Genomic DNA, 22606 nt, shown 5'->3' on the forward strand with positions numbered 1-22606 from the left:
ACTTCAACAGTTACCAATAATAGAAAAGTAACTGTCTTATTTAGGTTAGAATGATGAGCACGACTTTTACCCATTTAATTAATAACAGAGCCTTAACTACCTTTAACGCGTTGGAAAATGAGTTAAAGCTCTTGCCTCAAAAAAATTATTTATTTGATTTATCTTATCTATCTACTATTGATGTTGAGGGAAATAAAGCCATTGACTTTCTTCAAGGCCAATTAACCTGCGACTTAGGCTCCATATCTGATATACAAATGATTCAAGGAGCCCAGTGCAATCTTAAAGGACGGATTCTCGCTTTAATGGATATTATTAACTGGCACGGAGTTAAGTTAGTACTCCCCAAAGATTTACAAGAATCAACAATTCATTCATTGAGTAAATATGCGCTTTTATCTCGTGTCAGCCTTAAGTCAACCATCCAATTTAAAATTTTTGGATTTTATCTACAAAATCAGGAAGATATCCTTCCCGATACGGATTTTTTTCCTAACGCACTTTATGCACAATCATACACCGCTCACTCCTGCTTCTATCATTTAGGTAATGGATTCTATATTTTTCTAGTACAAAATGAGCATACACAGGAGATTCAAGAACGTTTTATAAGAAAAGAACAATTTCTTGGTTCACTAACCTGGCATACTTTAAGGCTATTTCAACAACAAATAGATATTTATCCCGAATCTCGCGGTTTGTTTTTACCACATAGGCTCGATTTACAAAAAACTCCATATATTAATTTCAACAAAGGTTGCTATAAAGGCCAAGAAATTATTGCGCGTATGCATTACAAAGCTACTTTAAAACATCAAATGAGCGTTTATCAAATTAAAACTGAGCATAAGATCTATTCTGGACAAAAATTATTTGAGCAGCCTGGGGGAAGTGAACTGGGTGAGTTAGTTGACTTTTCTATTCTGGGGTATGGGCATTACTTAATTGCAGTCAGTATATTGAAAGGAACCGGACAAACTGTATTTCTTGATGGACATGATCAACCTATAGAGTTGGCAGAGGCCTCAATAGAATTATCCAATCCATTAATGTAGCCTGAGTGTTTAGGCTTTGTAATCTCGAGCGCAACAAGGGAGCTCTCTTGTTGCACTGGAGTTGGGGTGTTCCACTTCAATATTACAAAAAACTTAGATAGACCGATACAGCCCGCTGGGTTCTGACTTCCGCCATCCCCCAGACATTAACTAATATTATGCCTCTTGCTCAATTAATTCGTAGGATTGCAAAGTAGTTTGAGTAAGATCGAGTAACTCTCTAATTGCAACAAAGAACATCGTATAGTTTAGAACTGAGCTTGCTTTCAGATCGGCTAAAATAAAGCGCCAACGTTGAATCAATGCACGATGCGACTCTCCCCATGAAGCAAGACGAGCCTGCAAATCCGGGTTCCCACCATCATAGTTAATCAATCCAGCAGTGAGTTGACGTTGTTGCCAATCCAAATCATCTCTTAATGCTTCTCTGGACAAGGATTCCCAATGATTCTCACTTGGGTGCATAATAATCTGTTTTCTTATCCAAGCAAGATCCAAGAACTCACCGACTCCTAAATAGATTTCAGCAACCTGAGCTACCTTCATATCTCTTTTATCAGCGATATCTATAATATCTGTTGCAGCAAATAAACCACGAGCAACAGTCAAATCATGTGCTAGAGCTGGTGGAATACCTTCATCAATAAGCGATTGATAATCCTCATCGAATTTTACTCGTCGATCTTCACTTAAGATTGCTGGTATGGACATCTTCAATTCAACAACCCCTTGTGCGTAGAGTTTCACAACATCAGAAATATCAACAGATCTACGCTGACTACGCAAGAACCAACGGGTAATACGACGAGCCAAGCGAGCATAAAGCATCATCATTTCTATTTGCTTTTTAGCACTGATCTGCGTGCCCAACTCCTCTATTTGCTTCCAAACAGATTCGAGATTAAGCACAGCGCGAGTAATGACATAAGCTCTTACGATTGCAGAAACAGGAGCACCAGTTTCATCTTGCAATCTATACATGTAAGTAAAGCCCATTTCATTTACAATAATATTGCTCAACTTTGTAGCTATAATCTCTCTTCTCAATGGATGAGATTGCATTTGCTTGCTAAACCGCTCTTGCAAAGGCTTGGGAAATGAACTACTTAAAAATTGCGTCATATACCCTTCTTCAGGAACACCTGAAGCCAGAATTTGTTCCTTAAGAATCGTTTTGCTGTAACACATTAATACGGCAATACTAGGGCGCATCAGACCTTTGCCCATTAATTTACGTTCCATAATGATCTTTTCGTCGGGTAAGTATTCTAGATTACGATCGATTTTTCCGGTTCGCTCTAGTTCACTGATGTAACGACTTTGCAGATCCAACGCCTGAAGAGGTTGCGATGCAGATAAACTAATGGCTCGTGTTTGCAAGAAGTTGTCACGAAGTACCAATTTACTTACTTCATCAGTCATTTCAATTAACAACTCATTACGTTGTTTTGGAGTTAAATCACCGACGGCAACAATACTGTTCAGCAGAATCTTAATGTTTACTTCCTTGTCAGAACAATTGACACCACCAGAATTATCAATGAAATCGGTATATACCATTCCGCCATTTAGCGAATATTCAACACGGGCCAATTGGGTTAATCCTAAGTTGCCACCCTCACCCACAACTTTACAACGTAATTGTTTGGCATTAATCCTAGTCGTATCATTGGTTCGATCACCAACATTAGAGTTAGACTCAGTACTTGCCTTAACATAAGTACCAATTCCAGCGCTCCAAAGTAAATCAACCTTGGCTTTCAAAATCGCTTTAATTAGTTCATTTGGTTCAATTTCAGTCTGCTTAATTCCGAAAACAGCCTGCATTTCTTTACTAACAGGTATGGATTTGGCATTACGATTGAATACACCGCCTCCTTTGGAAATAAGCTTTTTATCATAATCTGTCCAATTTGAGCGAGGTAAATGGAATAAACGCTCACGCTCTTTGAAACTCACTTCTGCGTCAGGATCAGGATCCACAAAAATATGTATGTGATTGAAGGCACCCACTAACTTTATATGTTTGGACAACAACATACCATTGCCAAAAACATCTCCCGCCATATCGCCAATACCGACAACTGTAAAGTCGTTATTTTCAATATCTATATTCAATTCATAGAAATGACGTTTTACTGATTCCCACGCACCTTTGGCAGTAATACCCATTTTCTTATGGTCATAACCTATTGAGCCACCTGATGCAAAGGCATCACCCAACCAAAATCCATACTCTAATGAAATGGCATTGGCAAGGTCAGAGAACGTTGCAGTACCTTTATCTGCAGCTACAACGAGGTAAGGATCATCCTCATCAAAGCAGACGACATTTTCCGGTTTAACTACCTTCCCTTCAACATAATTATCAGTAATATCAAGAAGACCACGAATGAATAATTGATAACAGCCTATCCCTTCAGCCATTATTTCTTCACGAGTGCCATTTACAGGTAAAAACTTTGGTACGAAACCGCCTTTTGCGCCACTAGGTACAATTACTGAATTTTTTACTTGCTGCGCTTTCATCAAACCAAGTATTTCTGTACGGAAATCTTCTCTTCGATCAGACCAACGTAAACCTCCGCGAGCAACTTTGCCACCTCGCAAGTGAACCCCCTCAAAGCGTGGAGAATAAACAAAGATTTCAAACATAGGATGTGGTTTAGGTACCCCAGGGATGATCTTACTATTTAGTTTTAGCGAAATATAAGGTTTATGATGTCCGTCTTGATTTAATTGATAAAAATTAGTACGCAATGTTGCACTAATCGCATGAATATACTGTCTAATTATTTTATCTTCATCCAGATTCGATACAGTATCGAGATCATTTAATATTTCAATAGACAAATCAGCAAAACGATCTTCTCTATTTGGATCCTCAGCAGGATTACAGCGAATTTCAAATAATTTCACTAACTTTTTAGCAATTGCGACATTATTATTTAATGCCATTTCCATATAGTCTTGACTAAATGTAATACCAATTTGCTTGAAATATTTAGCATAGGTACGTAACACTGCTACTTCACGCCAATTTAGACCTGCTGCCAAAACTAATTGATTAAAACCATCATTATCAGCTTGACCAAACCAGACTTTAGCAAAAGCATTCTGGAATAATTCCTTTATCTCATCCAGATCAAACTCGATCGGTTTATTATATTGCATGGCAAAATCATTAATCCAGGCTACTTTGCCATCCTCAAATTTTAATGAATATGGGCGTTCGCTTATTGCACGTAAACCAAGTTTTTCTAATATCGGTAAAACATCAGATAAAGGGATTGTACTATCGTGCTGATATACTTTTAACCTAAAACTATTTTCTGATTCATCTAATGGTTTGTAAAAATTGATGCCTAAGGGTTTTTCAGATGTGAGTAGCTCAATGTGTTTAATATCATAGACAGCCGTTCTCGCAGGAAACGTATCACTATAAGCAAGAGGAAATGCATTTTTATAACGTGCATAAAGACTATTTGCTTGTTCCTCTCCATATGCCTCATATAAATGAGTTTGTAAATCGTCTGTCCAAGAGCGCCCTGCTTCGATTAGTTTTCTTTCAATATCTTTTAAATCATATTCAAGTGGGATATTCGGATTAATTTTAATAATAAAATGCACGCGTGCTAAAACAGACTCGGTAAATTGAGTTGAATATGTAGTCTCAACGGAGTTAAAACTATCATCAAGAATTTTCTTCATCGCCATTCTTAATTCGGTATTAATCCTATCTTTAGGCACATATACTAGGCAAGAAACAAAACGACGATAAACGTCAACTCGCGCGAATAATCGAATGCGCTTTCTGTCTTGCATGTAAAAAATACCCATTGCAATTTCCAGAAGCTCTTCTTCTGTACCCTGAATTAAATCATCCCGTGGTAATGTTTCAAGAATATTCAATAAGATCTTACCCGCGTGACTGCGTGGGTTTAATTTGGAATTTTCCATAATGAGCGCCACCTTACGTCTCAAGAATGGAATTTGTTTGGGGTTGGTATGATAAGCAGCAGAAGTATAAAGCCCGATAATTCTTCTTTCCCCAATCACTTGTCCTTGGGCATTGAACCGTTTAATTCCTATATAGTCAGTGTATGCATCACGGTGAACACTTGCTAATGTATTTGTTTTTGAAGTAACTAATATGCGTGGAGATAAGGTAAATTCACGGGCTTCAGGAGTCATTGCAGAAATACTACGTGTCATTGATTTAGTAACACTTTCACGCAAAAGTCCTAATCCAGTATTCGGAACAGCTTGTAAAATTGTTTCTTTCCCTTTTTCTGCTAATTCGTAATCTCTCATTCCTAAAAAGGTAAAATGGTGATCTTCTATCCAATGTAAAAATGCTTTGGTTTCTTCCACCTCATCCAAATCAAGCACAGAAGATACTTTATCAATCTCTGAAATTGCTTCTCGAACTTCGGCACGCATTTTTTCCCAATCTTCAAAAACGACTCGGTTGTCTTCAAGCGCGCGCTCGCATCCCCTGTGCAGCTCTTCAAGCACCTTGGGATCAGTTTGTCGATCTATTTCGAGAAATATTGGTGCTTCATGGATAACACCTTTCTCATCTAAAATTTGAGTACGAGGTAAGATTTCACAGACACGATTTTTTTTATCTCTTTTAACACGAATACCGCCCATATGAATAGTTAGATGAGAAGACAAGCCCATTCGGTGAATTACCAAACGGATTGAGTCAACCAAAAATGGCATATCATCACAAATAACCTCAACTACAGTATGGGTAGTTTGCCATCCGTGACGTTCATAGTCAGGATTATAGATTCTAATTTTCGTCTCATGAGGGGCTCGCTCACTAATTAAAGACCAAAAATTTACTACAGCGCCATAAAGATCATCAATACTCCATGAACTCAGGTCCTCCATTGCTACAGTACCATACAACTGTTTGGCAAATTCGGCGCAAAACTCAGTTTGATCACCTACCATAGAGCTTCTAATTTTATCTACAATGGCTTCAATTAATACATCTTTACCCTCTTCAAATTTATAAGACATTGTTGTTTTACCTCGTCGATTTTTGCCTCAGCCCTACAGCGAGAATTATTGTTTAAATAAAAATAACCAGCCACTCACACTGAACCAATAAATAAACCAGTTCAATGAGAGTGGCCAAAAAATCATATTGTAGCCATTTGCGCTTTAAGTAAATGGCTGCAAACTTTAATGTTATGAATCACTAATGGCTATGGTTTTTGTATTAACAAACTCTAATATACCTTCCCTTGATAACTCACGGCCAAAACCTGATTCTTTTATTCCACCAAATGGTAATCTGGGGTCAGAAGCCACAAAAGCATTAACAAAACAAGCACCAGCTTCTATTTCCTCAGTAGCTATGCGCTCCCCCCTTTCCAAATCGCGAGTAAACACCGCGGCACCTAAACCATATTGACTTTGATTGGCATAAGCAATGGCCTCTTTTTCACTATTGACAGTAATAATAGCAATAACAGGTCCAAATAACTCTTCATCAAAAGCTGGCATGCCAGGTGTCACATGAGTCAACAAAGTTGGTGGATAATAAAAACCTTTTCCTTCGGGAATTATACCACCTAGCAATAATTTAGCACCTTGTTTTAGTGATTTTTCTACTTGAATATGCAAGCTCTCACGCAAGTCTGAACGTGCTAATGGGCCAAGCTTGGTTTCCGAATTAAGTGGATCCCCCATTTTAAAGGTGGAAACTTGCTCAATTATCTTCTGGACCAGGGCCTCTTCAACAGATTTTAAAACAATGATACGCTTAGCAGCAATACAAACTTGACCTGAATTATTAAGTCTTGAATTAACAATACAACGTGCAGCCAGATCCAGATCGGCATCCTCTAGAACAATATAAGGGTCGCTTCCACCAAGCTCTAACACCGCTTTCTTTAAAAATTTTCCAGCATGACTTGCAACTGCACTTCCTGCACGCCCACTTCCAGTCAGCGTGACTGCGATAACTGAAGGATGCTCTATAATTTTAGCAGCACCGTCATTATCAACAATTAAATGCTGGAACACATATTTAGGGAATCCCGCATCCAGGAATAACTCTTCAATTTTATTACCGGTTCCAGAAGATATAGGTGCATGTTTCAAAACCGCAACATTACCAGCCATAAGAGTAGGAACAGCAAAGCGAAAAACCTGCCAAAATGGGAAGTTCCATGGCATTATGGCGAAAACGATCCCAAGCGGTAAATGACATACTTTGGATTTTTTCATATCCGTTTGCACCACTTTTTCAGCGAGATATGCTTCTGCATGTTCTGCATAATGCTCACATAACCAGGCACACTTATTAATTTCAGCAATACCAGCAGCGATCGGCTTACCCATTTCAACTGACATTAAATGAGCTAACTCTTCCGTTTTTGATTTTAACAATTGGGCAAGTCGCAACATTAAAGCTTTTCTTTTGCTAAAAGAGGTTTTTTTCCACTCCAGATATGCTTCATGCGCTTTATTAAGTCTTTCATTAACTTCCTGCTCACTCAAGCAATCATAGCTTTGAAGTACCTCTTCTGTTGCGGGATTTACAGTTTGAATTTTCATGATGTCTCCATACAGAATAAAGTATATTTAATTAAAGTTATCAACTCTCCTTGCGTACTACTTTTGATTATTGATACTATTTTTATATTTTTAGCTTTTCAGAAAAAAGCAACAGTAGTTTAAACCAATATGTTAGTACAATTAATAAATATTTCAGAAATCCATAATTAAGTGCGACTTTTAAGCAATGGTTTCTATTAACACTAGGATAATTAATGAACTTAAGCAAACAGCAATTCCATCCCTTACAGTACGTAGCGGCTTGGTCAGTGCATCTCTTTACTGCAAGTGCAGCCTGTATTGGTGTCTTTTCATTAGTAAAGATGTACCAGCATGAATATATTTTTGCTTTATGGCTTATGCTTATTACGGTTGTTATTGATGCAGTTGATGGAAGTCTGGCTCGTTTAGTCAACATTAAGGAAATTTTACCCAAAATTGATGGTGCATTACTTGATAATATTGTTGATTACTTAAATTACGTTATTACTCCTTGCTTTTTCTTGCTCGTTAAGCCCGGTATGCTTCCGCCTACTTATTCAGTAGTCCTGATCGCAGCGGTATCAATTACTTCTGCTTATCAATTTTGCCAGTCTGATGCCAAAACCCCAGATCATTTTTTTAAGGGATTTCCTTGTTATTGGAATGTTACTATTTTATACATGTTCATTTTTAATACGTCTGCCACGACTAATGCAATTATATTGACAATACTTTCCATCCTTATTTTTGTACCTGTAAAATACGTATACCCTTCAAGACTGGACTATTTAACAGAATCTAGAGTATTAAAAATACTGATGCATGTTTGCTCTATTACTTATGCTATTAGTTCGATTTGTTTGCTCATTAGTTATCCTAATACAAACGTGATTTGTCTAACACTTTCCTTAGCTTATGTTGGAATGTATATATTTTTAAGTTTTTACAGAACTTACTATCCTATGATTAAGGCAAAAATAGCGGCACAAAAAGAATAGATTCTTTTATTCGGGATAGACTTTGTATTTTTTATGATTAAAATAACCCACAAAGTTTACTTACTGAGGTATTTATGTCTGTGTATCACCAAATGAATAAATCGATTATTTTATCTGCTGTACTAATTAGCGCAGCACAAGCTCAAGTTCCAAGTACATTCCCAAGAGGATGTGAAGTTACAGGTTTCGGTTATAGTCAAAATTATTTGATTTTAAATGAGACTGGAAACCAGTCTTACTATTTAATACAAAATCATTCTGATTCTAAAATTGAAATGGAACGTGTAAATACGGAGGAAGCATTTATGAGCCCCCCTTTACATGCCACATTGGATCCAATGAGCTGGGGCGCATTTGCTTCTGATGTCAGAAACTTAAATTTTAAATGTTATAAACGTGTTGATGAAACTACTACTCTTGTGGACTGTCGTAATGTATTAGAAGTATGCCAATACCCAAGAGTTAAGTTTGCTCTGAGCAACATGGGAAATTATTGGATTTCATTTAACAAATCCCAAGGTGCAATTATTCAAGAATCAGTGGCCAAAGGGATTTACTTAAAATGGTGATACGTGACTAAAAAAATATTTATTTTTTTGGGATGCATAGGCTCAGTTATTATATTAAGTGGCCTTTTGAAGTTTTTTGGAACTACTACACCTCAACTTCATTCTCAACTTTATTATTTCATTGGCGGTGTAGCTTTACTTATTACCGCCATTTATTTTAGATTGCTTTTTTTCATAGCCCTACAATTAATACTTATTGCTGGGCACGCAGCAATTTTATTAGGTAGTGGGCCTTATACTCAGTTTTTCTTACCTATATTAATGTGCTGTCAGCTTCTCACGTTTTATTTGATGTTTGGCAAGGAAAATAGTGTATTTTTAATACTTGGAGTTTTTGGCATAGCTTTGCTTTCAATGGGGTTTGCCTACAATGATAAATGGATATTTTTTTCAGGAAGTACATTTATTGCCATTTATGCTTACTATAGTGGGTATAAAGGATTATATCCCTCTTATATTTGGGCAGTTTTAAATACAATAATTGCACTGCTTGCCCTCTACCGAATACTTTTAGTATAAAACAAGAGATTGAAGAATAATTTTAGGAAAACCTGGGTTACGCAATGCGTTTGACCCAGGTTAGAAGAAACTTACTTAGCAGGAACAATCTCAACGTGCAATTTAGCAATAACATCGCTGTGAACATGTATTTCAACAACGAAATTACCAATTGAATGCAAAGGTCCCTCTGGCATTACAATTTCACGCTTAACTGCTTCGATACCTTTCTCTACTAAAGCATCTTTAACTTCATTAACACCAACGGAACCGTATAGCTTTCCTTCGTCACTCGCCATAGCGTTAATAACGATTGTAGTATCATTCAACTTAGCAGCACGCTGCTCAGCAACAGCCAAAGATTGTTGCGCTTTTTTCTCAAGCTCAACACGACGCTGTTCAAATAGCTCAATATTTTTTGGTGTAGCAAAAACCGCTTTATTTTGTGGTATTAAGAAATTACGGCCATAACCTGATTTTACATTTACTTTATCACCCAGGTTACCTAAATTTCTCACTTTTTCTAATAAGATAACTTCCATCTTAATAACCCCTTAAATTGACTCGCCAACCCTTGAAGGGAAATACGATCTAAAATTAACTAAACTATCTAACAAACCAAGGATGATGTAGGTACATAATACAAAAGTTGGCTTCAATAATATTAATAACATTAATAAAATGAATACCTTCACTTGTCTCTTTTGAGAAAAGATAAAATAAACCAATCCAAATCCAGAAGCCAAGAAATAACAAAGCACAATGGGAAGCACATTCAAAGCCAAAGGAATTTCATAAAAAGTTGCCAACGAAACGCCCATGAAGACTAAAAATGAAAGTTTACCACTACGAAATACCATCAACTCATTCCTGAAACCACCAGGTAAAAATAATTTTGCTTGCATAGCTCGCGCAAACATCAAGGAAATCGTTGCAGAAACAATCACACTTAATATCTGAATTCCGAAGAATAATTGCGCTAAAATTACTGAGTTTATGCCATTAAGAGTGGAGTCAACTAGTTCCTGGTATTGTGTCAAAATCATTTTAAATAGCTTAAATTGTTCGACAATAAAACCAGGTGCTAAAAGTTGAATGAGTAAGCAACCCAAAAATGACAGTGTAAAAAATACCCCTGCAGCCACCTGCCATTTTTCAGTGTTTCGCAAGCTCAATGCTGCAAAATAACACGGAAGATAAGCAATAAGAGTATTAATTAGTGCTCCGGACAACGGTATTAACATCATCAATGGAACAGAATGAATAACAAGTGCAGGCAATAACACATCAAAACCAGATCGCGCACCTTTTCTTAATGTCACTAAACATACTAAAGCGACGGAAAGCCAAGATGCAAAAGGCAATACCGAAAAAATTGCAGCAAAAACAATTGCTTGCTGTTTACTTTCAAGCATTAACTTACATTGCTTTATTATAAAATTGCCTGCGCGCATCATTATTATTTATCTGTGGCTATCACAATATGGCAACAGACCAAGAAATCTGGCTTGCATAATTGCTCTAGCTAATTGTCTTTGAAAACGGGTTTGAGTACCAGTAATACGACTTGGTACAATTTTACCAGTTTCAGATATGTAATTTTTCAACAAATTGATGTCTTTATAATCAATTTCATTGCCGCCTTCTGCGCTGAAACGGCACATTTTTTTTCTACGAAAATAAGCTGACATAATTAAAACTCCTCTTAAGCTGATCTGGTTTCTTTTTCTTTCTTCATCAAAACAGATTCAGTAGTGATCGCTTGTTTTTGACGAGTGATTAAGTTTCTAATAATTGCATCATTAAATTTGAATGCATTTTTAATTTCTTCCAGAGCTTCAAGGCTACACTCAATGTTTAAAAGAATGTAATGCGCTTTATGTACATCACAAATTGGATAAGCTAACTGGCGACGACCCAAGTCTTCTTTACGATGGATGACCCCATTGTGCTTGCTTATGATCCCTTCATAGCGCTCTACCATTGCTGGTACTTGTTCGCTTTGATCCGGGTGCACAAGAAACATAATTTCATAATGTCTCATGATTTCTCCTTATGGATAAAAGCCTCCTGTTATTCGAAACAACAGTAAGGCAAGGTTTAAAAAAAGCTGCTAATTATAACCATTTTAGTCGCATCATACAATTCTCAATCAATTAAAAATAATTTAATTAGGGTGTAAGACAAATGAAAAACTCTATTAAATTTTTTTTTATTGATTTTCTATTGAATTTTAGTGACAAATATCTATGAATTAGGTTACCGTGCATTAAAAGTAAATGTCATTGATTTATAATCAACTTATTTGAAAGTACAGAGGTTTTTAATGGATATAATTTCTCTTCAATTTGAAGAACCTTTAATGATTCATATTGGTGATACTGCTATTAAAATTTTAGCTTTTAAAACACAAGAACATGGAAATATAAAATTTGGTGTTGATGCTCCCAGATCTGTTAATGTGCATAGAGAAGAGATTTTTCAGGCCATTAAACAAAAACAACTTTTAGAAACAGTTGAATAGTTAATCTAAAATGAGACAAGTGTCATCACGTTCACTTATTATCCTATCTGGTTTAGTCCTGATATTATCCTCTATTGTTTTTACAATAAATCATTTTTTTTATAAATATCCTGGTAATAATTTTTTTCCTGATGGTATCCCATTTCTGGCGCTCTTTTTAACTCTTCTAAATCTTGGGCTCATCCTCAGTTTTCCCAAGGACAATAAAATCCGGCAAGTCGGACGAGAGCTTATCTATTTTTTTTCCGTGATGTGTTTTATTGCTATCGCAACAAATGCAGTACAATTAACCCCTTTCCCAATTATTGATCCCTTCATTAACACACTCGAAGAACATATGAATATCGATATGGAAGCGATATTAGCCTGGACACACAATCATCCTCAGTTTAAATATTTACTCGGTGTAATTTATGATAGTCTCATCTATCAAATGAGTATTTTGCCTTTGCTGATCATTGTCACCTGTCGCTTTCATTTAATAAGAGAGTATTATTTTTATTTGTTAAGTACGGTCTTGATTGGCTTTGGATTTTATTATTTTTTTCCTACTACTGCTCCTGCGAGTATAATCAATAGTCCTTTTTTCTCACCGGAGCAAATTGACACCGGCCTTAAGTTCAGACAAATTCATCATTATATAAACCCCACTACAAATGAAGGAGGATTAATAGCACTTCCCTCTTTTCATGCAATTTGGGCGTTATTATGTGTGAATCTTCTTAGAGAATGGCCCATTCCTTGTTTTCTACTATTTATAATTAATCTATTTCTTATTGCATCTTGTGTTTTATTAGGATGGCATTATTTAATCGATATTATAGGTGGCTTTATTGTCCTGCTTTTAAGCTACTATCTTTTGAAATACTGTAGCATTTACAGAGAAACCTAGGCATCTTAGAGGTTTGTACTCAAGTTACTTAGATTATATCGATAACTTATATTTTACGTACGATACCTGTTGGATGATAAAGCTCATTTTGAATTACTTTATTGCGACTTAAATTGAAAATATTATGATCTTTTAATTGCTCTTGTACTACTGATTGCAGGGGCTTACCATGTTGTTCACTTAAAAGAGGATGGATTTGAATCACCCATGCGCCATCCTGTTTACCAATTTTTACTGGCTCATTAATTACTCTTACTGGTGTTCCTATTGGAACCATTCGAAATAAATATTCGATATCATCAGGAAACATACGAAGACATCCCGCACTGACACGCGAGCCAATTCCATTAAGTCTATTCGTACCATGTATAAGAAATGTTGGCCACCCTAAGCGCAAAGCGTGTTGACCTAATGGATTATATGGTCCAGAAGGAAACTCATCAGGAAGAAAATCACCATTTTTCTCTGCTTCGTCACGCAGTCGTTCTGTTGGTCGCCACTTAGGATTTGCAACTTTGGCTACAATTTTGGTTTCCCCCAAAGGAGTACTCCATCCTTTGCGGCCAATACCAACGGGGAAAGTAATTACCACATTCTCATTTTCAGGAAAGTAATACAGTCGATATTCCGCTAAATTGATTACAATTCCCTTTCGAGGAACATTAGGCAAAATATACTGTGCAGGAATAACAAGCCGAGAATTTGCAATTAAAGATTGTCTGGCATCGATTTGAGGGTTTGCTCTAACAAGCTCATCATATCCCACATCAAAACGTCGTCCTATCTCATCTATTGTTTCATTTGCCTCAGCTAAAGCATATTGCATCTCACCAACCACATTACCTGTTGTTGGTAAAACCAAAGTGGTCGCATGAGATATAAATGCGCAAAAAAATTGAAACATCAAAAAAAATAATCTTTGGTTGAATAAGATCATTTGTAATGAATTAACCATAAATGCGATCTGGTACTGATATCCTAACCTAGTTTTGAGGATTCGTCATCCCGAGTGCAGTGAAGGCTCTCCATAAGATGGGTATAAAATCAGGAGATCCTTCATAGTAAACTTCTCAGGATGACGTTGTCGTAAATGTCTCGTAGAATCAAAATTACAAACTTTCATCTACCTTAAATCGCTCACCATACTTGGATTCTAGGGTCTTAAACAAATTTTCCAGATTATTTGTTCCAAAATCTTTTGCATAGTTCATTGGGCCACCACGGAATGGGGCAAAGCCTGTAGCAAAAATCATTCCTGCATCAAGCAAATCAGCATCCGCAACAACTCCCTCGCGCAAACAGGCAGCCGACTCATTTACCATTCTCAAAATTAACCGATCGGCAATATGAGGGTTAATTGGTGTACTGGGTTGTTTTTTAACCGGCTTACCATTTTTGTACTGATAAAATCCTTGACCTGTTTTACGACCCAGTTTACCGTCTTTAACCATATCACGTAATTTTTGAGGAACAGTTCCACCAAAATGAGCTGTTAAATTTTCAGCAACAGCAAGACCAACATCTAATCCTACTGTATCTGCAAGCTCCACAGGTCCCATAAACATACCAAATGATAATGCAGCTTCATCAATCGTTTCAGCACTATATCCTTCATCCAGCAATTGGACACACTCCATAAGATAGGGCATTAACACTCGATTGACTAAGAATCCAGGGCTGGATTTAACAGGTAAAGGCAGTTTGCCAATTTGATTGACAAAAGCACATGAATCAAGCTCAACCGTTTTGGAGGTTTTTACACTACTAACAACTTCAACCAAATCCATCTTAGCAACTGGATTAAAGAAATGGATACCAACCAAACGATTCGGATTACTCATCACACTACTCATTTCATCCAGTGGAATACTGGATGTATTCGTCGCAATGATGGCGTCCTTTTTAGCAAGCTTTTCAACTTTTTTCATAATTTCTTGCTTTACTGCAAGATTTTCGAAAACAGCCTCAATAATTACATCGGCGCGAACAATACCATGCCCCTCAGGATCAGGAATTAAATTATCCATCGCAGCTTGTATGAGTCGTGGCTTACGTAATTTTTTCTTATACAAAGTATGAGCACGGCCAATTGCAGGTGCAATTTGCGCATAAGATTGATCTTGCAAAGTTACTCGCAGACCACGTAGAGCACACCAAGCCGCAATATCGCCGCCCATCACCCCTGCGCCTATGACGTGTACATGAGTTGCTTTAAAGTCACTACCTTTTGCAAAACCTTTTAAACGCTCACGCAAAGAAAACGCGCGGATCAAATTTTTTGAAGTAATTCCAGTAGATACTAAATGTTCTACTGAGTCTATTTCCTTCAAGTAAGCCCTATCGCCCATACCCCCTTCATTTTCCCACAAATCAATAATGGCATAAGGCGCAGGGTAATGTTCCTTTCGTACTCTTTTCGCAACGTTACGACGCATTAAAGCTGCTATAGGTTTTCTCATCCATGCACTGTTTGTTAATCCTTGTATGAATGAAGGTCTATGCTTTGGCGGCTTGTTTTTTATAAAATAAACAGCAGCTCGTTTTAGCTGACGTACGGGAACTACATCATCAACCATGCCTAAGCTTTTGGCTTTTACAGCATGCACTGCGCTTCCAGTCAAAATGATTTGTGATAAAGCATTAAAACCACCAATCAATTGAGGTAATCGTACAGAGCCTCCCCAACCTGGATGTATACCTAACATTACTTCAGGCAAACCGATACGAGTATCTTTTTCGTCACTAGCAACACGATAAGTACAGGCTAAAGCCAACTCGTAACCACCTCCCATGCAGAAACCATCGATCATAGCCACGCTAGGAATTGTTAGCGCCTGTAATCGAGCAAACACTGCTTGTCCTTTTCGTAAAAAATCTACCGCTTGAGCTGGAGTTTCAAATTTTGAAAAGGCATTCACATCAGCACCCGCTATGAACCCTTTTTCTTTAGCTGAATAAACAATTAACCCTATAGCATTTTTATCTTGTGATATTTCATGCAGAAGACTGTTGAGTTCGTCTAATACTTCTTCATTAATGCTATTTACAGACGTATCTATTCTATCCAGTCCTAACCACAGAATATTGTCGCTATCTTGTTTCAAGTCCCAATGTTTGTAATTATTCATGTCCTTTCACCTCAGTCACTCGTTCAAGATACATAGCCCCGCCCTGTCCCCCACCAATACAGATAGAAGCCATACCTCGCGACTCATTTCTTTGTTCCAATGATTTTAAAACGTGTAATACGATACGTGCTCCACTTGCACCTATAGGATGTCCTGCTGCAATTGCTCCGCCATCACGATTAAGCTTGTCCAATGAAGGGCCACCCAATGCTTTTTCCAAACCTAATTGAGTGCGGCAATAATTCTCATCATTCCAAGCAGCAACACAACCCAAAACCTGCGCAGCAAATGCTTCATTAATTTCCCAGCAATCGATATCATCAGTTTTTAATTTCTGTCTTTGTAAAATAGGAGTAACCGCATGCACAGGGCCTAGTCCCATTTGTGATGGATCCAGGGCCGACCATTGCGAGTCCACTATTCTACCTATTACCTGTAAACCATATTTTTTCACTGCATCTGCGCTAGCGAGTAATAACAAGCACGCACCATCCGTTATTTGCGAGCTATTCCCAGCCGTAACCATACCGTACTTTTTATCAAAAAAAGGCTTCAATTTAGCTAATTTTTCGACTGTTGAATCTGCACGTAGACCGTCATCTTGTGGATAGACACGTCCTTTATAATCAATAATCGGTGATACTTCAGTCATTCTATTTTCGCTATAAGCTTTTGCCAACTTTAAATGGCTTTGGTTCGCAAACTCATCCATTTGCTCACGAGTTAAGTTAAAACGGTAAGCGACTTTTTCCGCTGTTTGCCCCATATTCATACCAACAATAGGATCAGTAAGACCACGTAGCAAAGCAATAACAGGAGCAAGATAAGCAGGTCTAAATTGAGTAATTAACCCTAATTTTTGACTAAAACTTTTAGAACCATACCAACTAGCCAACCAGGAGGCCATTTTTTGGTTAAATAATAAAGGAGCATGACTCATAGAATCGGTCCCCCCCGCAAGCACCAAGTCACTGCGCCCGCTCGCAATTTGGATTGCTGCATTATCCAGCGCTTGCATTCCAGAGGCACAATTTCTCATTACTGTAAACGCGGGCACTTTATCACCGCATCCTAAGCGCAAGGAAATCACTCGAGCAATATTTGCTTCATCTGGACTAGGCATAGCACAACCAATAATCACTTCATCCAATTCAGTTGGAGCAAAAGGTTGTCGATTTAATAATGTCGTCCCTGCAGCTACTGCCAAATCAGATCCAGTAAAAGGTCCTATCCCTTTGGCCTTGAGAAATGGTGTTCGACTGCCATCAACTATATACACGTCTCGACCATGTAAATTCGACTTCTGCTTCATCGATCCTCCTTATTTTTAAATTGGGGCGCAGCCTTGCAATAATGTTTTGATAAAAGAAAAGATACTCCAAAAAATCAATGAGTTCTGTTACCAAAGAGTGCAAAATCTTCTAAATTCACGCCCTTACTCCTCACTGAAACTGGCTTTGATTTATGAATGATAAAGAGTAGCAGTAATCATGAAAATTTGGAAATTTTATAAAGCATTATATAAAAAAATATTAAACTAATTTCTTGAAATATTGAGTAGTATCCAGATAAGACAGTAATTCACCCCTTATTGAATAACTATAGACCATACTGAGACTTATAAAGACTACGGTATCTATTAAGTTTTAATTTATAAGTAATGGATATTGACGGCATCAAAATACCTGATATACTCCGCAACCATTGATTGGAGAGATGGCCGAGTGGTCGAAGGCGCTCCCCTGCTAAGGGAGTATGGGAGAAATCCCATCGAGGGTTCGAATCCCTCTCTCTCCGCCAGTCAACGCGCCCGTAGCTCAGTTGGATAGAGTATCTGGCTACGAACCAGGGGGTCGGAGGTTCGAATCCTTCCGGGCGCGCCATTTAATCCAGTACAATCAAGAAGTTTAGTTCCATTTTGTAGAGACTAAAAAAGGTGCTGCAGCAAATTTGTAACACTTTTTTAAAATCCTACTACATTATGGACTTCTTCGCTCAAAAAATGAAACTATTCAAAAATTAAACATTATAGACCAAGAAATTAAGACCAGAACTAGAGAGTCACATTTTGATCAATGGCAACTCAATCCTGCTGTTCATTATAATGAGTGGGGAAATTTTTCAAAAAATGATATTCCACATTTAATCGACTCGATGGAAAAACTAATTAATTCTTGGGTTTATTGTTGAAGGAACTCACAAAAATTCTTTATTAATTGATGGTCAATATTTTGCTGAGATATCTATGGCTTTGTTTTTTTAGATTTTTGGCATTAGAAATGCTCGGTTTTTACAATTGGGATTTGTGCCGTTCCATTACTTAACTAGCAAGGGAATATCTAGATTACAATTAATTCTGGGATCTAGATCATGAAACTTTGATTCCATTATAATCTGTAGAAAATTCTTATCTTTTGAGCATTATGTGATAAAATAGCGTACAGTTTAATCTTTAACTATGAGAATGCATTTAAATGTGGCAACGTTTTATTAAAGAGGAAGACTTACCGTTTTCTGTAAAATTTATGAGTTTTTTTCTTAGAGGCAAAGATAAAATTTATCGAAGTCAGTTAGCTGAAGTGGTTCAAACGTATGAACACCATCAATCTGCATACACTAAAGCTGCAAGTAATAACTTAGATGCTTGGAAAAAACCTGCAGAAGCAGTACGCCCTACGTGCAAAATCTCTGTGAGTACCAATGATTCGCTCACTGAAGCACGAATCCAGACCCAAAAAACGGGGGAAACTCAAGTTGTGGTAAATTTTGCGAATGCATACCATGTGGGCGGAGTCTTTCAATATCGAAGAGGCAGCCAAGAAGAAGATATCGCGCGTCGAACCAATTGGTCTTTCACGATTAAGGATGATGATCTTCAGGATGCGCACCATTACTCACCCGGCATGTCTCGTTTAATCAATGGCGAGGACGGGAGAGTTTATTTTAATCCTTCTCAGCTTACCCTCATTCGCGATAGTGATGGTACGCTTCTAAATCCCCAAAGCAATGATGGAACAATTTTTTCTTTCTTTGAATTGCGTGCCGCAGCAGATGATTTACGTAGAAGAATTTTTGGCATTCCTCTTCCATTTTTTCCTCATCCATTTAATGAAGAAAGTATGAGAAAAAAAATACACGCCCAGCTCGATACTCTTGTTGAAATGAATCAGAAAAATATCATATTAGGTGCGTTTGGCTGTGGTGCTTTTTGTAATCCTCCTGATAAAGTCGCTCATTTGTATCAAGAAATTTTAAGCCAAAACCCATATAAACAATTTTTTACACATATTGTTTTTGCGATTAAAGGAAATGGTACTGATGCTAATTTTAAAGCATTTCAAAAGGAATTAGGGCATTTAGACAAGGATACCTCTTACATCCCTATGATGCACAATATGCCGGGTTCTGAGGATACGTTAACAAGTACTATGAGCAATCCTCTCCATAAGAATGTATTTAGTACAGAACCTGAAAGAAAAGTTGTTACTGCGAATAAACAGTCGTTAACCAATTCCGTATAAACTTTGGTTCCTTGATGCGTTAGTTTAATGCGAAGCGAAGAGCGCTTGTTTTATTTGTCGTTGCTCGGCTCATTTTAAAGTAGCAGTACTTTTGCTCTAGGCATGCCAATTTACATTTTTGAACCAGCAAGATAATGCTTGTCCATTATGGTCCTGAATTCAATACTCTACCTGCATAGGTTGGTAGGGAGATTGCAACTTTTACGCTATTTCCTTAATCATACCTTAATAAAGCAAATGATATTCTCTAGCATACACCGCACCAATTCCAGTCTGGTGCACAGCTCTAATGTTTATTCGCAGGAGAATGCCATGCAAAGCAATTTAGAACTTAATATCAGTTATTCTTCTTGGAAAGAAAAATATGCCATATATCTTAAAGAAAATAATTCAGGACGGCATGGCTATCAACATAATTTTTATGCAAACTTACTTATTGAAAATTTTGAGAACATTTTTCCCGACTTCTTTTCCATTAAAGTAAATGAACAATTTACAGCTCTGGTTAATAAGTATTCTTTTGAGCTAAGAGTAGCTTATGGTTATGAATGGGACAAGTCAAAAGTAGAGGCCTCAAAGCATCCCAAGTTTTTGGAGTTTTTAGATGAGCTTAAAAAAAATGGATTTTTATTTCAACCAGAAATAAAAAAACTGGCGCCTCATCTTGCTCAAGTAAGCAGAACGTCTCGTGATAGTTTTTTTGGAAAACTACCTCAAGACTATCTCGATACCTTGGCAAATTATCTCGAACCGCAACTTTCTTTTCATGACTCGGCTACGAAAATGAAGGGGGAATTGCAAAAAGCACATGCTTTTTATGATAAAATTCGCCTTTTTTCATATGAAGAAGATGATATAGCCTTTTCGCAAAGCACAGGTACACACGTCGTTCTAACCTCTTATGATTCTTTTAAGAATTGGTTTTCCGAACTTCCCTTGAGAGAAAACATTCCCCTTAATCCTGACTTTGGAATGTATAAAGTTAATGAAAACACCTTGGCTATAAATAGTGGGCCAAAAACTCCTGGAATCCAAATTCAAAAAAAGGGCGATACATTTATAGTCTGTAATAACTTAACTGCAGATACCGCAACCAGCAAGATGTCACCTGACGAATTAAATTTAGCAAGAAAAAACCATCTTGTAATGCTATTAACCGCGCTAAAACAGACCTTACAAGCAGAGCCTAAAAAGGTTCAAACAGAAATTAGAGAACAAGAACAAGAGTCAGTACCCAAAAGCGAAGAAATTTGTTCAATACAATAAACTCTGCTAAAAAAGCCCTCCTTTAAGACGCAAAAATATTTGTGCATCCTGGCATAAAATCAAATTTTTTGCGTCTATGGCTTCGAAAGTAGCCAAGCAACTGTTACTTTTCTGTATAATACATCCCTATACTTATCCATCAGAGAATTCGTACTTGAATCACGAGAATCAAACACCCTATGCGCAACTCAATCCCAATACCATTTTGGATGCAATTGAAAGCACGGGGGTTCTTTGCACAGGCAGCCTAATCGCACTCAATAGCTATGAAAACCGCGTTTATCAAATAGGCATTGAAAATGCCGAGCCTCTCATTGCTAAATTTTATAGACCGAATCGCTGGTGTTCAAAAGCTATTATAGAGGAGCATCAATTCTCACTTGAGTTAGTACAACATGAAATTCCCATTATTGCCCCCCTAATTATAAACGACCAAACCTTACACCATCATTGTGATTTCAGATTCGCACTCTTTCCTAGGCGCAGCGGCCATGCACTAGAATTGGATAATAGCGAACAACTAGAATGGATGGGACGCTTTTTAGGGCGCTTACATAGAGTTAGTGCATGCCAGTCATTTCAACATCGCATCCAATTAAATCCCCAAAGTTATGGCCATGATCCCTACAAACTTCTCCTTGAACAGAGTTTTATTCCTGATTACTTAACCTCTAACTTTTGCAAAGCAGTTGAAACAGCATTACATAAAGTAAATCAAATATTTAAGTCTATAGGTGATATTGATCAAATACGCTTGCATGGCGATTGTCATGCAGGAAATGTGTTATGGAGCGAATCAGGTCCTCATATCGTTGACTTAGATGATTGTCTGATGGGCCCTGCGATACAGGATATTTGGATGTTACTTTCAGGTGAACCAAAACAAATGGATTTGCAACTGGAGAAGATTTTACAGGGTTATTGTCAATTTCATGATTTTAACCCGCGTGAACGTCATTTAATCGAAGCATTGCGTACACTACGCATGCTGCATTATTCAGGATGGATCGCAAAACGTTGGGCCGATCCCGCATTTCCTTTGAGTTTTCCATGGTTTAATACGCCGGTATATTGGCAAAATCTGATGATGAATCTTAATGAACAGATTGAATTATTAGATCAATTTGAATGCTAGTTAGCGCGGCAGAACAGACGATTTTTCCAGACTTCATCCTGCTCTTACTGCAAAAAATTTTAATGAATGCTTGGTGTCTTTTAAAGCAAGCGTTTAATTAAAATTTTTCTTGATTTTAAGGTCAGTACCTATATCAGATCCCGAGAAAAAAAGGCCAGTATCAGTGTCTTATTATTACCATAGTATGAAGTGCTGTATTACCTACCATAACCAAGTTGATTTTACCCTTAATAAATCAATGTGCATCTTTGCATAAAAACCAGCTAGCTACAACTCAGCCACGTTGCATCCTGTTTTAATTCTGTCTTTTAAATTTAAGCAGTAAAACGCAGTAAGCGTAGTCTCACTTCCATTGAGTTAAGGCATAATTTGATATTATATGTTTGAAATTATGCCCTAGGGCCACACAAATCGCTGTTACATTTAGCTTGCAAATATATGCTATATTTTTATGAGAAA

Annotated in this window: 18 protein-coding genes and 2 tRNA genes; 11 read left to right on the plus strand and 9 right to left on the minus strand. The window is 37.2% G+C overall.

Translation table 11 applies throughout. The features are described 5' to 3' along the window. Positions 1 to 53: 53 nt before the first annotated feature. Positions 54 to 1055, plus strand: a complete 1002-nt coding sequence (gene ygfZ / locus ACWTEW_RS34050; protein ID WP_454782585.1) for a CAF17-like 4Fe-4S cluster assembly/insertion protein YgfZ — start codon at positions 54 to 56, stop codon at positions 1053 to 1055. 156 nt (positions 1056 to 1211) lie between these two features. Here the strand turns inward: ygfZ and ACWTEW_RS34055 are convergent, their stop codons facing one another. Continuing rightward, a complete protein-coding gene (locus ACWTEW_RS34055) occupies positions 1212 to 6089 on the minus strand; it encodes an NAD-glutamate dehydrogenase (protein ID WP_454782415.1) in 4878 nt (1625 codons plus the stop codon). A gap of 171 nt (positions 6090 to 6260) precedes the next feature. After that, positions 6261 to 7634, minus strand: coding sequence for an NAD-dependent succinate-semialdehyde dehydrogenase (locus ACWTEW_RS34060; protein ID WP_454782416.1), 1374 nt, complete (start codon positions 7632 to 7634; stop codon positions 6261 to 6263). Positions 7635 to 7849: 215 nt separating this feature from the next. On the opposite strand from ACWTEW_RS34060, the gene pcsA reads away from it, so the two are divergent. The 3 genes from pcsA (at position 7850) to ACWTEW_RS34075 (ending at position 9702) form a co-directional block, all read left to right on the plus strand. Further along, a complete protein-coding gene (gene pcsA / locus ACWTEW_RS34065; protein WP_454782417.1) occupies positions 7850 to 8614 on the plus strand; it encodes a phosphatidylcholine synthase in 765 nt (254 codons plus the stop codon). A gap of 74 nt (positions 8615 to 8688) precedes the next feature. Next, the gene (locus ACWTEW_RS34070) at positions 8689 to 9183 is read left to right on the plus strand and encodes an enhanced entry protein EnhB (protein WP_454782418.1); all 495 of its coding nucleotides are present in this window, start codon (positions 8689 to 8691) and stop codon (positions 9181 to 9183) included. Between the two features lie 3 nt (positions 9184 to 9186). After that, the gene (locus ACWTEW_RS34075; RefSeq protein WP_454782419.1) at positions 9187 to 9702 is read left to right on the plus strand and encodes a hypothetical protein; all 516 of its coding nucleotides are present in this window, start codon (positions 9187 to 9189) and stop codon (positions 9700 to 9702) included. A gap of 71 nt (positions 9703 to 9773) precedes the next feature. Here the strand turns inward: ACWTEW_RS34075 and rplI are convergent, their stop codons facing one another. The 4 genes from rplI to rpsF are packed head-to-tail and all read right to left on the minus strand — an operon-like array spanning position 9774 to position 11725. After that, positions 9774 to 10223, minus strand: a complete 450-nt coding sequence (gene rplI, locus ACWTEW_RS34080) for a 50S ribosomal protein L9 (protein ID WP_454782420.1) — start codon at positions 10221 to 10223, stop codon at positions 9774 to 9776. Between the two features lie 12 nt (positions 10224 to 10235). Further along, a complete protein-coding gene (locus ACWTEW_RS34085; protein WP_454782421.1) occupies positions 10236 to 11138 on the minus strand; it encodes a hypothetical protein in 903 nt (300 codons plus the stop codon). A gap of 6 nt (positions 11139 to 11144) precedes the next feature. Beyond that, the gene (gene rpsR / locus ACWTEW_RS34090) at positions 11145 to 11372 is read right to left on the minus strand and encodes a 30S ribosomal protein S18 (RefSeq protein WP_058469456.1); all 228 of its coding nucleotides are present in this window, start codon (positions 11370 to 11372) and stop codon (positions 11145 to 11147) included. Positions 11373 to 11386: 14 nt separating this feature from the next. Beyond that, positions 11387 to 11725 (minus strand): 30S ribosomal protein S6, encoded by a 339-nt coding sequence (rpsF, locus tag ACWTEW_RS34095; RefSeq protein WP_454782422.1) that lies wholly within the window; start codon positions 11723 to 11725, stop codon positions 11387 to 11389. A gap of 282 nt (positions 11726 to 12007) precedes the next feature. Between rpsF and ACWTEW_RS34100 the strand changes: the two genes are divergently transcribed. Together ACWTEW_RS34100 and ACWTEW_RS34105 are read left to right on the plus strand one after the other, a co-directional pair. Further along, positions 12008 to 12205 (plus strand): carbon storage regulator, encoded by a 198-nt coding sequence (locus ACWTEW_RS34100; protein WP_454782423.1) that lies wholly within the window; start codon positions 12008 to 12010, stop codon positions 12203 to 12205. 10 nt (positions 12206 to 12215) lie between these two features. Further along, complete coding sequence (locus tag ACWTEW_RS34105) at positions 12216 to 13097, plus strand: phosphatase PAP2 family protein (RefSeq protein ID WP_454782424.1); 882 nt, start codon at positions 12216 to 12218, stop codon at positions 13095 to 13097. A gap of 46 nt (positions 13098 to 13143) precedes the next feature. On the opposite strand, the gene ACWTEW_RS34110 is transcribed toward ACWTEW_RS34105, so the two are convergent. From ACWTEW_RS34110 to ACWTEW_RS34120, 3 genes are all read right to left on the minus strand, one after another. Beyond that, positions 13144 to 14001, minus strand: a complete 858-nt coding sequence (locus tag ACWTEW_RS34110) for a L,D-transpeptidase family protein (RefSeq protein ID WP_454782425.1) — start codon at positions 13999 to 14001, stop codon at positions 13144 to 13146. A 205-nt stretch (positions 14002 to 14206) separates the two neighbouring features. Beyond that, the gene (locus tag ACWTEW_RS34115; protein ID WP_454782426.1) at positions 14207 to 16225 is read right to left on the minus strand and encodes a 3-hydroxyacyl-CoA dehydrogenase NAD-binding domain-containing protein; all 2019 of its coding nucleotides are present in this window, start codon (positions 16223 to 16225) and stop codon (positions 14207 to 14209) included. After that, a complete protein-coding gene (locus ACWTEW_RS34120; protein WP_454782427.1) occupies positions 16218 to 17537 on the minus strand; it encodes an acetyl-CoA C-acetyltransferase in 1320 nt (439 codons plus the stop codon). The genes ACWTEW_RS34115 and ACWTEW_RS34120 overlap by 8 nt, the downstream gene beginning before the upstream one ends. A 398-nt stretch (positions 17538 to 17935) precedes the next feature. Here ACWTEW_RS34120 and ACWTEW_RS34125 point away from each other — a divergent pair. The 5 genes from ACWTEW_RS34125 (at position 17936) to ACWTEW_RS34145 (ending at position 22147) form a co-directional block, all read left to right on the plus strand. Beyond that, positions 17936 to 18025, plus strand: a tRNA-Ser gene (locus ACWTEW_RS34125). 6 nt (positions 18026 to 18031) lie between these two features. After that, positions 18032 to 18108: transfer RNA gene (locus ACWTEW_RS34130), tRNA-Arg, on the plus strand. Positions 18109 to 18699: 591 nt separating this feature from the next. Further along, positions 18700 to 19746 carry a TIGR02452 family protein gene (locus ACWTEW_RS34135; RefSeq protein ID WP_454782428.1) on the plus strand — a complete coding sequence of 349 codons (1047 nt, stop codon included), beginning with the start codon at positions 18700 to 18702 and terminating at the stop codon, positions 19744 to 19746. Positions 19747 to 20058: 312 nt separating this feature from the next. Continuing rightward, positions 20059 to 21012: a hypothetical protein gene (locus tag ACWTEW_RS34140; RefSeq protein WP_454782429.1), complete on the plus strand. Its 954-nt coding sequence runs from the start codon at positions 20059 to 20061 to the stop codon at positions 21010 to 21012. Between the two features lie 154 nt (positions 21013 to 21166). Continuing rightward, positions 21167 to 22147 (plus strand): serine/threonine protein kinase, encoded by a 981-nt coding sequence (locus ACWTEW_RS34145; RefSeq protein ID WP_454782430.1) that lies wholly within the window; start codon positions 21167 to 21169, stop codon positions 22145 to 22147. Positions 22148 to 22606: the final 459 nt, after the last annotated feature.

This window comes from Legionella stuttgartensis, assembly GCF_977063405.2.

Bases quoted from the DNA above. Each gene is read 5' to 3' on its own strand.
- ygfZ (WP_454782585.1), top strand. From the start codon at position 54: ATGAGCACGACTTTTACCCATTTAATTAATAACAGAGCCTTAACTACC.
- ACWTEW_RS34055 (WP_454782415.1), bottom strand. From the start codon at position 6,089: ATGTCTTATAAATTTGAAGAGGGTAAAGATGTATTAATTGAAGCCATT.
- ACWTEW_RS34060 (WP_454782416.1), bottom strand. From the start codon at position 7,634: ATGAAAATTCAAACTGTAAATCCCGCAACAGAAGAGGTACTTCAAAGC.
- pcsA (WP_454782417.1), top strand. From the start codon at position 7,850: ATGAACTTAAGCAAACAGCAATTCCATCCCTTACAGTACGTAGCGGCT.
- ACWTEW_RS34070 (WP_454782418.1), top strand. From the start codon at position 8,689: ATGTCTGTGTATCACCAAATGAATAAATCGATTATTTTATCTGCTGTA.
- rplI (WP_454782420.1), bottom strand. From the start codon at position 10,223: ATGGAAGTTATCTTATTAGAAAAAGTGAGAAATTTAGGTAACCTGGGT.
- ACWTEW_RS34085 (WP_454782421.1), bottom strand. From the start codon at position 11,138: ATGATGCGCGCAGGCAATTTTATAATAAAGCAATGTAAGTTAATGCTT.
- rpsR (WP_058469456.1), bottom strand. From the start codon at position 11,372: ATGTCAGCTTATTTTCGTAGAAAAAAAATGTGCCGTTTCAGCGCAGAA.
- rpsF (WP_454782422.1), bottom strand. From the start codon at position 11,725: ATGAGACATTATGAAATTATGTTTCTTGTGCACCCGGATCAAAGCGAA.
- ACWTEW_RS34100 (WP_454782423.1), top strand. From the start codon at position 12,008: ATGGATATAATTTCTCTTCAATTTGAAGAACCTTTAATGATTCATATT.
- ACWTEW_RS34105 (WP_454782424.1), top strand. From the start codon at position 12,216: ATGAGACAAGTGTCATCACGTTCACTTATTATCCTATCTGGTTTAGTC.
- ACWTEW_RS34110 (WP_454782425.1), bottom strand. From the start codon at position 14,001: ATGTTTCAATTTTTTTGCGCATTTATATCTCATGCGACCACTTTGGTT.
- ACWTEW_RS34115 (WP_454782426.1), bottom strand. From the start codon at position 16,225: ATGAATAATTACAAACATTGGGACTTGAAACAAGATAGCGACAATATT.
- ACWTEW_RS34120 (WP_454782427.1), bottom strand. From the start codon at position 17,537: ATGAAGCAGAAGTCGAATTTACATGGTCGAGACGTGTATATAGTTGAT.
- ACWTEW_RS34135 (WP_454782428.1), top strand. From the start codon at position 18,700: ATGTGGCAACGTTTTATTAAAGAGGAAGACTTACCGTTTTCTGTAAAA.
- ACWTEW_RS34140 (WP_454782429.1), top strand. From the start codon at position 20,059: ATGCAAAGCAATTTAGAACTTAATATCAGTTATTCTTCTTGGAAAGAA.